Consider the following 13,531-nt stretch of genomic DNA (forward strand, 5'->3'; position numbering starts at 1 on the left):
TTATGACTATTAAAGTATACAACACTCTCACCAAACAAAAAGAAGAATTCGTACCTATTCATCCCGGCAAAGCCAACATTTATGTTTGCGGCGTTACTCCGTACAACCATCCGCACGTTGGTAATGCGCGTCCGTTCGTAACCTGGGACGTTATCCGCCGCTTCCTGGAGCATGAAGGCTATGACGTAACCCATGTACAGAACTTTACCGATGTTGATGACAAGATTATCAACACTGCCAATAAAGAAGGCGTACAATGGTATGATATCTGCAACCGCTACATTGATTCCTACTTTGAAGTAATGGATAAGCTCAATGTACGTCGTGCACATGTTTATCCGCGCGTATCCGAGCATATCAATGATATTATCGCTACCGTGCAATGCCTGATTGACAATGGCTATGGCTATGTTGTTGACGGTGACGTTTTCTATAGTGTAGAAAAATTCAAATACTATGGTCAGCTTTCCGGCCGTAATCTGGAAGATATGCTGGCCGGCGCACGTGTAGACGTTGATGACCGCAAGCGTAATCCGATGGATTTTGCGCTGTGGAAATCTGCTAAACCGGGCGAGCCTGCCTGGGAAAGTCCCTGGGGACCTGGTCGTCCCGGCTGGCATATTGAATGCTCTACCATGAGCATGAAATATCTGGGCGAAACCTTTGATTTCCATGGCGGTGGCAGTGATCTGATCTTCCCGCATCATGAAAATGAGATTGCTCAGTCTGAAGGCTGCACCGGTATTCATCCTTTCGTACATTACTGGCTGCATAACGGCTTTATTACCGTTAACGAAGAAAAAATGTCCAAATCTCTGGGTAACTTCTTCATGGTTATTGATATCTTAGAGCATTACGATCCGGAAACTCTGCGTTTCTTCATCGTTTCGACTCATTATCGCAGCCCGCTGGATTTCAGCGATGCACGTCTTACCGAAGCACAAAAGAGCCTTGCACGTCTGCGTCAGGCACAGGAAACACTGGGCGAGCTGAGCGAAATGCTGAGTGCAGGCCCGACTGCCGAAAGCCTGGCACTGCGCGAGAAGGTTAAAGAGCTGCGTGAAGCATTTATGGAAGCTATGCGCGATGACTTCAATACTGCGCTGGCTATCAGCCATATGTTTGCCCTGGCTAAGGAAATCAACATTTACCATAAGGCAGTTGTTGATGCCGGCATTAAACCTGACGGCAAGCTGGTTGCTATGTTCAACGATGTCTTTGCAGAAACCTGCTCTATCATCGGCGTACTGGAAAAAACTGCTGCTCCGGCTGCAGAAGAAGCAGGCGACAGCAAGGAAGCTGAGCTGGTGGAAATGCTTATTGCTATGCGTCAGGATGCACGTAAAAACAAAAATTACGCATTGGCAGATGAGCTGCGCAACAAGCTGAATGAAATCGGCATTGTGCTGCAGGATACTCCGCAAGGCGTAAAATGGTCTAAGCAATAATGAAATTTGAACAATACAAAATGCTAAAGGAGCATGCCCTGGCAGCCTGTGCGGCTGCCGGTGCTCCTTTTCCTGCAACTAAGGAAATAAATCCTATATTACTGGCGTATATCGGTGACGTAGTATTTTCTATGTATGTACGTCTGCGCCTTTTGCCAAACTCCAAGCATGTACGCATTGTGCATGACATCGGTTCCAAGATGGTTTCAGCAGTGTGCCAATGTCAGGCAATGCAACAGCTGGAAGCGAGTCTGAGCGAGGAGGAAAGCGTTGTTTTCCGCCGCGGACGCAATGCCAAGTCGATGGTGCCGAAAAGTGCCTCCGTACATGAATACCGGATGGCAACAGCCTTTGAAGCACTTTTGGGCTGGCTTTTCCTCGAAGAACGTGAGGAGCGCCTGCAGGAGGTTATGGATCTTTCCTTTGAAATTATCAGCAAATATATGCAGGAAAATCAAAAGAAATAATACCCCCTCTATTTGCCTATAAATAAAGAGAGGAGATGATAACGATGATGGTAAAATTAGTACGTCATACGCCGGAGCCGGAGCGTACTGTGGCAATGAGCGCACGCTTGTGCTATTCTCCGATTGGTGCTGCTCAGCTGGAAGAAAGAATCAGCGATGAGCAGGCAGCGAACCTTGTACGTAAGCTGGTAAGCATGGGGCATTTGTCTACTCTGGAGCATGTAACCTTTACCTTTGCGATTGAAGGCGTATCCCGCGTTTTGACACATCAGCTGGTGCGCCACCGTATTGCTTCTTATTCCCAGCAATCTCAGCGCTATGTGAAGGAGCATGATTTTGAAACAATTGTGCCTGCTTCTATTGCCTCCAAACCTGAGGCTAAGGCAAAGTTTGGTAAGCTGATGGCTGAAATTCAGGCAATGTATGACGAATTTATTGCGCTAGGTATTCCTGCTGAGGATGCTCGTTATATTTTGCCTAACGCAACAGAGACGAAGATTGTCTGCACGTTTAACGCGCGTTCTCTGCTGAATTTCTTCAGCCTGCGCTGTTGCACACGTGCACAATGGGAAATCCGTGCGTTGGCTAATGAGATGCTGCGCCAATGCCAGGCTGTAGCGCCGGTTATTTTCGAAAATGCAGGTCCGACTTGTGTATCTGAAGGCGTTTGTCATGAGGGCGCTATGTCCTGCGGACGCTTGCAGGCAATTTTGGCAGCAAAAGCCAAGGCAGAGCAAAAGCAGTAAGGAGAAACTATGGCTGAGCAGAATAATGATTTAATAGCTGGACGTAATGCGGTTAGTGAAGCCTTGCGCAGTCAGCGTTCAATAAATAAAATACTTTTGCAGGAAGGTGCTCATGGCGGCAGCCTGGGAGAAATCATTGCTTTGGCAAAGCAAAAGGGCGTGCCTGTAGAGACTGTAAAGGCCGAAAAGCTGGATAAGCTGGCTAAGGGCCTGCGTCATCAGGGCGTAGCTGCTTTGGCGGCGCCGATAGCTTTCCGCACCCTGGATGATGTTTTTGCCCGTGCAGCAGAAAAAAATGAAGAGCCATTTATTCTGCTGCTTGATGAGCTGCAGGATCCGCAAAACGTGGGCGCGCTTATCCGCAGTGCCGACGCAGCAGGCGTACATGGTGTATTGATGCCGCGTCGCCGCAGCTGTCCACTGAATGCTGTTGTTGCTAAAATTTCAGCTGGTGCGGTGGAATATGTGCCGGTTGTGCAAATCGGCAATATCGCCCAGACCATTGAAGAGCTTAAGCAGCGTGGTTGTTGGGTTGTGGGCGCTGATATGGATGGCGTTGATTTTTATGCTGCCAATATGAGCGGTCCGATTGTGCTGGTAATTGGCGCTGAAGGCAGAGGCTTAGGACGACTGGTTAAACAAAAATGTGATGATGTTGTCAGCATTCCTATGAATGGCGGCGTTAATTCGCTGAATGCATCGGCAGCTGGTGCTGTCCTGATGTACGAGGTAGTGCGTCAACGACATCAATTCTAAAGAGGTGAAGGCATGGGCGAATATCTGATAATTGATGGGTATAATGTAATTAACGCCTGGAAGGATTTTGCCCAGCTCCGCCAGGAAAACCTGGAGCATGCACGCGAGCTTTTGGTAGCGGGTGTGGCAGAATATGCTGCCTTTAAGGGGTATCGTGCCATCGTAGTTTTTGATGCGCAGGAGGTGGCAGGCGTTGCTGCGTCCGAAAAGATTCATGGCATTGATGTTGTTTTTACTAATGAAGGTGAAACAGCAGATTCCTGGATTGAACGTCGCACCTATGAGTTGCGGCACGTACAGGCCAAGGTTTTTGTTGTCACCAGTGACTACGCGGAGCAGATTAACATTTTGGGAGCAGGTGCCTACCGTATTTCCTCCCGAGAATTTCGTGAGCAGTATTATAAGGCAAAAAAGGAAATCGCCAATCGTTTGGCTGTTCCCAGACGCGCCTTGAACAGAAATGAGCTTGGCGGCAGGGTGAGCGGACATGTGTTGGCGCATTTGGAAAAATTGCGCCGGGATAAAAGTTGACGTAAAGCACTGCTCGGGATATAATAAAAATACTAACGCTTTTGTTATGAAAAATTTGCGATAACTGTTTTGCAAGACAGTGGCAGATAGATAAATAGACGGAGGATATGCTATTGATGGCTACAGATACTGTAATGCAAAACGATCCTAATGACGCTTTTGCAAAAATGACTGATGAGGAAATCGTTTTAGAATCACAGCAGCATGATAATGTTTTAGCACAGGAATATCTGCTGCATAAATACAGAAACTTCGTCAGAGCCAAAGCTCGTAGCTATTTTTTAATAGGTGCCGAGCGCGAAGACATCATTCAGGAAGGCATGATTGGTCTATATAAGGCTATTCGTGATTTTCGTGCTGATAAGCAGGCTTCGTTCCGCGCTTTTGCTGAGTTGTGTGTAACAAGGCAGATTATTACGGCGATCAAAACTGCTACCAGACAGAAGCATATTCCTCTCAACTCCTATGTATCGCTTAACAAGCCTATTTACGAGGAGGACAGTGACCGTACACTGCTTGATGTCATCAGCGGTGTGAAGGTTGCTAATCCGGAGGATATGATTATCAGTCGTGAGGAATTCAGCGATATTGAAAGCAAGATGAATGAAATTCTCAGTGACCTGGAATGGAAGGTTCTGATGAGCTATCTTGATGGCAAATCCTATCAGGAAATTGCTGCTGAGCTGGGGCGTCATATCAAATCTATTGATAATGCGCTGCAGCGTGTAAAGCGTAAACTTGAAAAATATATCATCAGCAAAGGAGACATTACTGACCTGCGTACAGTTTACAGCGGACTGCTGGCGATTGATCCGTATGAGCGTTTTAAGAATAAAAATTCCTGAAACTGCGGATAATTGATAAAACTGTAACAAAAATATACATCATTTTGAAATTTTCAGAATGGTGTTTTTTTATTAAGAGGATTTTACGCAAGTACAGCGAATAGATATATTAACAAGTTAGTAAAGCAAAATTGACACTTCGGTGTTAGAGGAGGTTTTTCAAATGAATCAAGTTGAAGAATTAGTGAAGGTTGTAGCAGAGGCTCAGGCCGACAAAGGAAATGTTGTTATTGTTACCGGCAAACCGGGCAGTGGCAAAAGCAAAGTGCTGCGTGAAGCTGCAGAATCTCAAAAATGGACCTATGTTGACTGCCGTATGCTGATCAGTGAGGAATTCCTGGCAATTCCGGCTGCTGACAGAGGCTTGTATGCTCCGGATATGTTTGCGGACATTCTGGCAAGCTATAATGCTGATGTTATCATTCTTGACAGACTGCAGACCTTGTTTGTACCTGTATTCCACATCAATACCGACAGTCTGATGCGTAAACTGAGCAAAAAGTTTACCATCGTAACCGCATGGCCAGGATACATTGATAACGGTAACCTGTGCTATGACAAATTTGACGGTACCGAAGCTATCCGTATCAGCCCCGATGGCTTTAAGATCTGGAACGTAGAAGGTTAATAGTTAATAAGCGGAGGCTTGATATGGAGCAGAAAAAACGTCGCTTTGCTGTTTTGACCGGCGGAGGTGACTGCCCGGGATTAAACGCTGTAATCCGTGCAGTCGTAAAAACCTTCCTGCAGAACGATTGTGAGGTTTATGGCGTACTCAATGGCTTTAACGGTCTGATAAACGATAATCTCAAATTAATGGATTATGCTGCAGTATCCGGCATTTTGCCGCGTGGCGGAACAATTTTAGGCACTACGAACCGTGATAATCCCTTCCATTTTGCTGTTGAAGAAAATGGTGAGCTTGTATATAAGGATATGCGCGAAAAGGTAGTTGAAAACCTGCGCAAATACGATATAGAGGCCTTGGTTGTTATCGGCGGCGACGGTAGCTTGAATATTGGTGCTGAGCTGGCGCGTGAATGCGATATTAAGGTTGTTGGTGTGCCTAAGACTATTGATAACGATTTGCCCTGCACAGAGCGGACATTCGGCTTTGATACTGCTATGGCTATGGCTACCGAAGCGCTTGACAGACTGCATACTACAGCCGAATCACATCACCGTGTTATGGTGTTGGAGGTTATGGGCCGTTATGCCGGCTGGATTGCTTTGCACAGTGGTATTGCCGGCGGTGCGGACGTTATTTTGCTACCGGAAATTCCTTATAAGCTGGAACCGGTGATTGCTAAGATTCAGGCACGTAAAGCTGCCGGCAAGAATTTCAGTATTGTTGTTGTTGCCGAAGGCGCACGCCCTGAGGGTGGCGAGATGTCAATCGCACGTATGGTCGAGGGCAGCTTTGAGCCAATCCGCCTTGGCGGTGCAGGCGAAAAGGTGGCGCAGGCCATTGAAGAGCAGACAGGCATCGAATCACGCTGTACCGTATTAGGTTATCTGCAGCGTGGCGGTTCGCCTACAGCGTTTGACCGTGTGCTGTCAACGCGTTACGGTGTGGCAGCAGCAGAGGCTTGCCTGAGACGTGAATATAATGTTATGGTTTCACTGTACCATGATCAGATTGTTACCGTCTTTATTCAAAAGGCAGCATCCAAACCGCGTCAGGTTCCTGTAGACAGCGAAATCATTCGCACAGGACGCCAGCTGGGATTGTGCTTTGGCGATTAATTTAAACTTGATTAATAGATTTAACCCCAGATTAAGATAAGAATTTTATATTACAGAGGATGGTGTTAGCACCATCCTCTGTTTTTTATCTGGAAGCTTTAAGAAGTGTGAAAAATTTTAAAAAATAGTGAGATTTCATTGCAGTTAAGCGTGATTCAGAGTATAATAAAAAGGCTTAGTGTTTGCGAAAGGGAGTAAATCATGGACTTAAATTTAATTGCTGTTATTGTGGGTATTGTCGAAGGTCTGACGGAATTTTTGCCGGTTTCTTCTACCGGTCATATGATTATTGTCGGTCACGTGTTGGGCTTTGAAGGCCAGCTGGCAGATGTTTTTGATGTGTTTGTACAGTTGGGTGCCATTTTATCTGTTGTTTTTATTTACAAAGAGCGCTTTGCCAGATTTTTTACTAAGGATGGTTGGGACATCAACAAAGGACTTTCTGTCTGGCACGTAGCTGCCGGTATCGTGCCTGTTATGCTGATAGCCTTCTTCCTCTATCACTATATCAAGGAGTATCTGTTTTCTCCTTTTACAGTAGCAATTGGCCTTTTCTTAGGTGGCTTGCTGCTGATGTTTGCAGAATATAAGACTAAAGGCCGTGAGGCTGAGCTGGTGGATGATGTTGATAAAATCTCTATCCGTCAGGCAGTATGGGTTGGCATTTATCAATTCCTTTCCCTGTGGCCCGGGTTTTCCCGTAGCGGCAGTACGATTGCCGGCGGCCTGCTCGTTGGCCTGACGCGTAATGCTGCAGCAAACTACACCTTTTTGATTGCTGTGCCGCTGATGTTTGTAGCCTGCATCTATGATTTGCTGAAAAATCTCAGCAGCCTTTCTGTTGGAGACCTGCAGGTGTTGGCAATTGGCTTTGTGGTTTCTTTTGTTGTTGCCTATGCTTCGGTGCTGTGGTTCCTGAAGTTCCTGCATAAGTATGATTTGACCAGTTTTGCTGTTTATCGTATTTTGCTCGCAGGCTTCACCTACTGGTATTTCTACATGTAAGCCTGCTCTAAAATCTTTGCTTGCGAAAGTATTGACAAAACAGGCTTTATCCTTTATAATAATAAAAGAATTTTGTGCTGGCATAGCTCAATTGGCAGAGCAGCTGATTTGTAATCAGCAGGTTGTGGGTTCGATTCCTATTGCCAGCTCCAATGAATTTTTCGCCGTTAGATGATTATCTGACGGCGTTTTTGTTTTTCCTGCAAAAAAATAACTGCTAATTCACAGCGAATTAGCAGTTATTTGCTTTACAGCTTATTCTTCTTCAGCAATTTTTCCTTTGAGATCGTGGTCGGTCATTGCGCAAACGCAGGAGTCAGACCAAACGTTTTCGGCGGTTTCAACCATATCGATGATGGTATAAATCGGCAGGATGATACCCATGATACCGATAGGAGCGCCAATGCCGCTCATCAGAGACAGGGTGAGGAAGTAGCAGCCCATCGGTACGCCTGCGTTACCGACAGCAGCCAGTACGGATACCAGCAGCCAGGTAAGCATGGTGGTCATGGACAGCTCAAAGCCTGCATTCTGCATAACGAAAATGGAAGTGATCAAAATGAAGGCAGCGCAGCCGTTCATGTTGATGGTGGTGCAGATAGGCAGTACAAAGCGGGAAACAGCTTTGTTAACCTTCATGTTTTGTTCAGCGGACGCCATGGTTACAGGCAGGGTGCCTGCGGAGCTCTTGGTGAACAGTGCAACAGCGACTGCCGGAGACATTTTCTTGAATACATCAATCGGGTTCAGGCCTCTTGCCAGCAGGAAGATAGGCAGAACGATGAAGAACTGAACACAGTTGCTGGCCATGATAACCAGAGTGTATTTGCCCAGAGCGCCAACGATTACGCCGGCTTCAATCTGTGCGGAAAGCTGACCTGCGAATGCCAGAATACCGAGAGGCAGTACGAACAGTAGCGCTTTAATAAGAGTGAACAGCAGCTCCTGGAAGCCTAATACTGCTTTCAGCAGAGCTTCTCTGTTTTCGGTTTTAGGCATAAATGCCAGACCTAAACCCATAGCAGCAGCAATCAGCATTACGGAAAGCACGTTGCCTGCGAGGAACGGCTGCAGCATGTTGTTAGGAATAACATTTAAAATGTGGTCATAGTAGCTTAACTTGCCAAGATTTTGCGGTACATTGGACATGCCGCTGCCGACAATTTCTGCCGGCAGGTTGCCGGGAGCTACCCAAAGATAGATAGCAAGACCGATGCCTGCTGCACAAACAGTAGTCAAAAAGGTGTAAACTACGGCGTGAGCAAAAATCTGGCCGGTTTCTTTTTTGCTTCCCAAAGCAGCCAATGTGGTAATTACGGCTAAAGCAATGGTAGGTACGGCGATAAATTGGAAGAGGCGTGTATAAACGGTAGCGATGAAATTGAATAATTCATTCAGGGGTTTGATTCCCATATAACCGAGAACAGCACCGACTACAAGTGCGCCCATCCATAGAATAAATTGACTTTTGTTGTTTTGTGATTTGTTTTGATTTATCACTTTTTGTGCTAAATCCTTCACATCTGCATTTTGCTGCATTATATCCCTCCTAAAATAGGTGCTGTCAGATTTTTTAGAATTTCTGGCAGCTAATACTCCCTAGGTAGCCTTGCGACATACCTAAAGAATATTATAGCATTTTCTGAAAAATATGTAAATGCCTCTTTAGTAGGCGGGAATATTAATTGAAGTTTAGCTTGTTTCGCTGTATTTCATCAATATTTATTGTAGAAAAGCATTTTGCATCAACACCACGCAGTATTCTTTAGTCAAAACAAGTCAGATGGGCGCTGCAATAGCATTTTCATTGCATTTTCATGCCGTTTATGGTAATCTATAATATATTAAAAACGTATAATTTTTTACATAACTGCACTTCAAGCAGCATGTTTATTTTTGAAGGAGAGTGAAGGATTGATGCAAAACAATGCAAAAGAAATGGTGCTCGTAATTGACTTTGGCGGGCAGTACAACCAGTTAATCGCCAGACGCGTACGTGAAAGCGGCGTGTACTGCGAAATCGTATCCTATAAGCATAGCCTGGAAGCAATTAAGGCTAAAAATCCGAAGGGTATTATTTTTACCGGCGGTCCTAACAGCGCTTATCTGGAGGATTCTCCTACTATTGATCCGGAAATCTATACCTGGGGCGTTCCTGTTCTTGGTATTTGCTACGGCAGCCAGCTGATGATGCATATGCTCGGCGGTCATGTATGCGTAGCTCCTGAGCGCGAATACGGCAAAACCGTTGTTGACCTCGACACCACCAGCCCGATGTTCGCCGGCCTTTCCGAGAAGAATGTTTGCTGGATGAGCCATAATGATTATATCGAAACCGCAGCTCCCGGCTTCAAGATTGTTGCCAGCACTCCGAACTGCCCGGTTGCTGCTGCAGAGGATGAAGCACGCAAATTATATTGCGTTCAATTCCATCCCGAGGTTCTGCATACCGAAAACGGCACCAAGATGCTGAGCAACTTCGTTTACAATGTTTGCGGCTGTGCAGGTACCTGGAAAATGGATTCCTTCGTAGAGCAGACGGTTGCCGAGCTGAAAGAAAGAATCGGCGATGGCAAGGTTCTGTGCGCACTGTCCGGCGGTGTTGATTCCAGCGTTTGTGCCGCTATGCTGGCTAAGGCTATCGGCAAGCAGCTGACCTGCGTATTTGTAGACCACGGTCTGCTGCGCAAAAACGAGCGTGAAGAGGTTTGCGCTGTTTTCGGTGAAGGTGGTCAGTTCGATATCAACTTTATCTGCGTTGACGCACGCGAACGCTTCTACGGCAAGCTGGCAGGCGTAACTGCTCCGGAAGGCAAACGTAAAATTATCGGCGAAGAATTCATTCGCGTATTTGAAGAAGAAGCTAAGAAAATCGGTGCGGTTGACTATCTGGCACAGGGCACCATTTATCCTGACGTTGTAGAAAGCGGCCTCGGCGGCGAATCTGCAACTATTAAGAGTCATCATAATGTTGGCGGTCTGCCTGATTTTGTCGATTTCAAGGAAATCGTTGAGCCTCTGCGTGATCTGTTCAAGGACGAGGTTCGTCAATCCGGTCGTGAGCTGGGTCTGCCTGAAAATCTGGTAGCACGTCAGCCGTTCCCGGGCCCCGGTCTGGCAATCCGTATCATCGGCGATGTAACTCCGGAAAAGGTTGCTATCGTACAAGATGCAGATGCAATTTATCGTGAAGAGGTAGACAAGCTGCCGATGAGCGAGCGTCCGAGCCAGTACTTTGCAGCTCTGACCAATATGCGCAGCGTAGGCGTTATGGGTGACGAGCGTACCTATGATTATGCTATCGCTCTGCGTGCGGTAACTACTACCGACTTCATGACTGCAGAAGTAACCATGCTGCCGCCGGCAACTATTACTACTGCTGCTAACCGTATTGTCAATGAGGTTAAGCATATCAACCGCGTACTCTTTGACTATACCACCAAACCGCCTGCTACTATTGAGTTCGAATAATTTCTGATACATTACAATAGTAAAAACTAATCCCTTAGCTGTGAGTAGAACACACATAGCTAAGGGATTTTTGCGTCTGTATATATTTATGCGCTGGCCATATTTTGCTTTTTGTTTTACAATAATATCAAGTGATGCATAATTATTGCTCAAAAGGAAAAACTTTTCGAAGAGGCTGCAGCTAAAATTATTATAAGTATGTGCAAAGCAAGGGAGGACGAAAAATGTCAGATATAATGGAGGTTTATTATTTCAGTCCCACGGGAGGAACGAAAAAGATAAGCGATATTTTTGCCGCTGCCATAGGCAAAGATGTAGTGTGGCATGATTTGGGAGATAAGCAAACGCCGACGAAGCAGCCGCAGGGTGAGCTGATTATTGTTGCAGCGCCCGTATTTGCCGGACGAATTCCTTCTGTCGTGCGTGAAAAAATAAAAACGCTTGCCGGTAAGGGGAAGAAGGCCGTAGCTATTGCAGTTTACGGCAACAGAGCCTATGAAGATGCTTTGCTGGAGATGAATGATATTCTGATTCAAGGCGGCTTTACGGTAATAGCATCTGCAGCCTTTGTGGCGCAGCATTCTATTGTACCGGAGGTTGGCGCAGGCAGACCGGATGCGGAGGATATAAAAGAAATCCGTACATTTGCCGAAGCAGTGAAGAACAGTACTTCCGCAGAAAATGTTCATGTTCCCGGTAATCGTCCCTATAAGCCGGAGATGAATGTAGCGGCAGCGCCGCTTTCTTTGCCAACGTGTACAGCGTGCGGCGCATGCGCAAAAATCTGCCCGACAGATGCTATTGCGATTGTGGACGGCAAGATGGCTACGGATGCAGCAAAATGTATTCTTTGCATGGCCTGTATTCATGCGTGTCCTAAGCAGGCAAGAATGCTTCCGCCTCCCTTGCAGCAGAAAACAGATAATATGCTTGCTGCATTCAAGGCTGTCAGAAACAAGAATGAAACCTTTTTCTAAGAGCTTTTGCTTAGATGCGCTTTAATGTATTTTTAACATACAGAAATGCCGTTGCTTTTGCCAGCAGGCGCAATTTATGCTACAATATAATATCATGATTATTTAAGAGCGGAGAGTAGCGATGATAGCTAAAATAATTATAAGCGCCAACGAAGACGAAACCCGTATGGGGTTGCTGGAAAACGGAATATTGATGGAATATCTGGTAGAGCGCAAGGAAGAGCAGCATCTTGTAGGCAGTGTGTTCAAGGGAAAGGTCTGCAATGTAGTCCGTGGCATACAGGCCGCTTTTGTTGATATCGGTCTGGAACAAAACGCTTTTCTGTATTTAGGTAATAAAAAGGACGTTACTGAAGGCCAAAGCCTGATAGTGCAGATATCTAAGGATGCACGCGGTACTAAAGGTCCTACCGCTAACCGCGAAATTACCTTGCCCGGACGCTATGTTGTACTGCTGCCGCAGGCGGATTATGTGGGCATTTCACGTAAGATTACCGATAAGGAGGAGCGCGAGCGTCTGAATACGATTTGCGAGGGTGTGCGTCCTGCCGGCATGGGTATTGTGGTGCGCACGGCGGCGACCGGTGTTGCGCGTGAGCTTCTGGAGCGCGACGTGCAGGAGCTGGCGGCTGACTGGAAGGTGCTGGCGGCACGTGAGCGTGTAGCGAAGGCTCCCTGTCTGTTGAGGCGTGAGCTTGATCTGCCTATCCGTATTGTGCGCGATTATCTGCGTCCGGAGCTGACGGAAATCGTGATTGATAATCTGCCTATTTATAAGCGTGTGGAAGAGCTGTTGGCCGAGATGCCGCAGGCACAGGATATCAGGGTAACGTTGTATCAGGGTTTGGAGGATATCTTTGAATATCATAAGCAGGGAGAAGCAGTTGCCAGCATCAGCGACAGACAGGTGACTCTGCCGAGCGGCGGTTATCTTGTTATCGATCACACCGAGGCTATGACTGTTATTGACGTCAACAGCGGCAAGTTCAGCGGTCGCGAAAATCTGGAAGAAACGATTATGCAGATTAACCGCGAGGCAGCGCTGGAGATTGCGCGTCAGCTGCGTTTGCGTGATATTGGTGGCATTATCGTAGTAGATTTTATTGATATGCATACCGATAATCACAAGAGAGAGATTATGAATTCGCTGCAGCAGGCGCTGAAGGGTGATAAAATGCATCCAAAGGTGCAGGATATCACGGTACTGAATCTGGTGGAGATTACCAGAAAAAAATCGCGTCAGAATTTATCAAGCGTATTATATACACCTTGCCCGGTATGCAACGGCAGCGGACGTGTGCAGAGCAGAGAAAATCTTTCTTTGGAAATTAAGCGTCGCCTGCGTACTTTGCTGAAGCGCCGCAGCAGCTCAAAGAATCTTTTGATTACTGCTAATCCATGGCTGGCAGAGTGGCTTGTGAGCAAGGATTTGCGTGCTTGGGAAAGAGAATTGGCCTGCACCCTGAAGGTTGAGGCAGATGCTTCCCTGCATGTAGAAAGTTTTATGATTTTAGATAACAGCGGTGTTGACAAATAGCA

General features: G+C 46.4%; 13 protein-coding genes and 1 tRNA gene. 13 read left to right on the forward strand and 1 reads right to left on the reverse strand.

Annotated features, from left to right (window positions below; all coding sequences use genetic code 11):
• The first annotated feature begins 2 nt into the window (after positions 1-2).
• The 10 genes from cysS (at position 3) to Q0G26_RS01790 (ending at position 7,696) form a co-directional block, all read left to right on the forward strand.
• Complete coding sequence (cysS, locus tag Q0G26_RS01745) at positions 3-1,448, forward strand: cysteine--tRNA ligase (protein WP_293827981.1); 1,446 nt, start codon at positions 3-5, stop codon at positions 1,446-1,448.
• Positions 1,448-1,915 (forward strand): ribonuclease III domain-containing protein, encoded by a 468-nt coding sequence (locus tag Q0G26_RS01750; RefSeq protein WP_293827983.1) that lies wholly within the window; start codon positions 1,448-1,450, stop codon positions 1,913-1,915. Before cysS ends, Q0G26_RS01750 begins: the two co-directional genes overlap by 1 nt.
• Before the next feature lie 44 nt (positions 1,916-1,959).
• Positions 1,960-2,661 carry an FAD-dependent thymidylate synthase gene (thyX, locus tag Q0G26_RS01755; RefSeq protein ID WP_293827985.1) on the forward strand — a complete coding sequence of 234 codons (702 nt, stop codon included), beginning with the start codon at positions 1,960-1,962 and terminating at the stop codon, positions 2,659-2,661.
• A gap of 9 nt (positions 2,662-2,670) precedes the next feature.
• Positions 2,671-3,417 (forward strand): 23S rRNA (guanosine(2251)-2'-O)-methyltransferase RlmB, encoded by a 747-nt coding sequence (gene rlmB, locus Q0G26_RS01760; protein ID WP_293689769.1) that lies wholly within the window; start codon positions 2,671-2,673, stop codon positions 3,415-3,417.
• 12 nt (positions 3,418-3,429) lie between these two features.
• Positions 3,430-3,948 carry an NYN domain-containing protein gene (locus tag Q0G26_RS01765; RefSeq protein WP_293827987.1) on the forward strand — a complete coding sequence of 173 codons (519 nt, stop codon included), beginning with the start codon at positions 3,430-3,432 and terminating at the stop codon, positions 3,946-3,948.
• A gap of 107 nt (positions 3,949-4,055) precedes the next feature.
• Positions 4,056-4,793, forward strand: coding sequence for an RNA polymerase sporulation sigma factor SigH (sigH, locus tag Q0G26_RS01770; RefSeq protein ID WP_366517712.1), 738 nt, complete (start codon positions 4,056-4,058; stop codon positions 4,791-4,793).
• A 163-nt stretch (positions 4,794-4,956) separates the two neighbouring features.
• Positions 4,957-5,421 carry a BREX-3 system P-loop-containing protein BrxF gene (gene brxF, locus Q0G26_RS01775; protein ID WP_021720626.1) on the forward strand — a complete coding sequence of 155 codons (465 nt, stop codon included), beginning with the start codon at positions 4,957-4,959 and terminating at the stop codon, positions 5,419-5,421.
• A 23-nt stretch (positions 5,422-5,444) separates the two neighbouring features.
• Positions 5,445-6,539 carry an ATP-dependent 6-phosphofructokinase gene (locus Q0G26_RS01780; protein WP_293722834.1) on the forward strand — a complete coding sequence of 365 codons (1,095 nt, stop codon included), beginning with the start codon at positions 5,445-5,447 and terminating at the stop codon, positions 6,537-6,539.
• A 201-nt stretch (positions 6,540-6,740) separates the two neighbouring features.
• Positions 6,741-7,544, forward strand: a complete 804-nt coding sequence (locus Q0G26_RS01785; RefSeq protein ID WP_293827996.1) for an undecaprenyl-diphosphate phosphatase — start codon at positions 6,741-6,743, stop codon at positions 7,542-7,544.
• A gap of 76 nt (positions 7,545-7,620) precedes the next feature.
• Positions 7,621-7,696: transfer RNA gene (locus tag Q0G26_RS01790), tRNA-Thr, on the forward strand.
• A 103-nt stretch (positions 7,697-7,799) separates the two neighbouring features.
• Here Q0G26_RS01790 and Q0G26_RS01795 read toward each other — a convergent pair.
• Positions 7,800-9,083 (reverse strand): dicarboxylate/amino acid:cation symporter, encoded by a 1,284-nt coding sequence (locus Q0G26_RS01795; RefSeq protein WP_293827999.1) that lies wholly within the window; start codon positions 9,081-9,083, stop codon positions 7,800-7,802.
• A 378-nt stretch (positions 9,084-9,461) separates the two neighbouring features.
• On the opposite strand from Q0G26_RS01795, the gene guaA reads away from it, so the two are divergent.
• The 3 genes from guaA (at position 9,462) to Q0G26_RS01810 (ending at position 13,529) form a co-directional block, all read left to right on the forward strand.
• Positions 9,462-11,015 (forward strand): glutamine-hydrolyzing GMP synthase, encoded by a 1,554-nt coding sequence (gene guaA / locus Q0G26_RS01800; protein WP_293828001.1) that lies wholly within the window; start codon positions 9,462-9,464, stop codon positions 11,013-11,015.
• 224 nt (positions 11,016-11,239) lie between these two features.
• Entirely contained in the window at positions 11,240-11,992 is a 753-nt protein-coding gene (locus Q0G26_RS01805; RefSeq protein WP_293828003.1) for an EFR1 family ferrodoxin, read from the forward strand.
• A 121-nt stretch (positions 11,993-12,113) separates the two neighbouring features.
• Positions 12,114-13,529: an Rne/Rng family ribonuclease gene (locus tag Q0G26_RS01810; protein WP_293828006.1), complete on the forward strand. Its 1,416-nt coding sequence runs from the start codon at positions 12,114-12,116 to the stop codon at positions 13,527-13,529.
• The last annotated feature ends 2 nt before the right edge of the window (positions 13,530-13,531 follow it).

It is taken from the genome of uncultured Phascolarctobacterium sp. (genome assembly GCF_934190775.1).
Taxonomy (GTDB): domain Bacteria; phylum Bacillota; class Negativicutes; order Acidaminococcales; family Acidaminococcaceae; genus Phascolarctobacterium_A.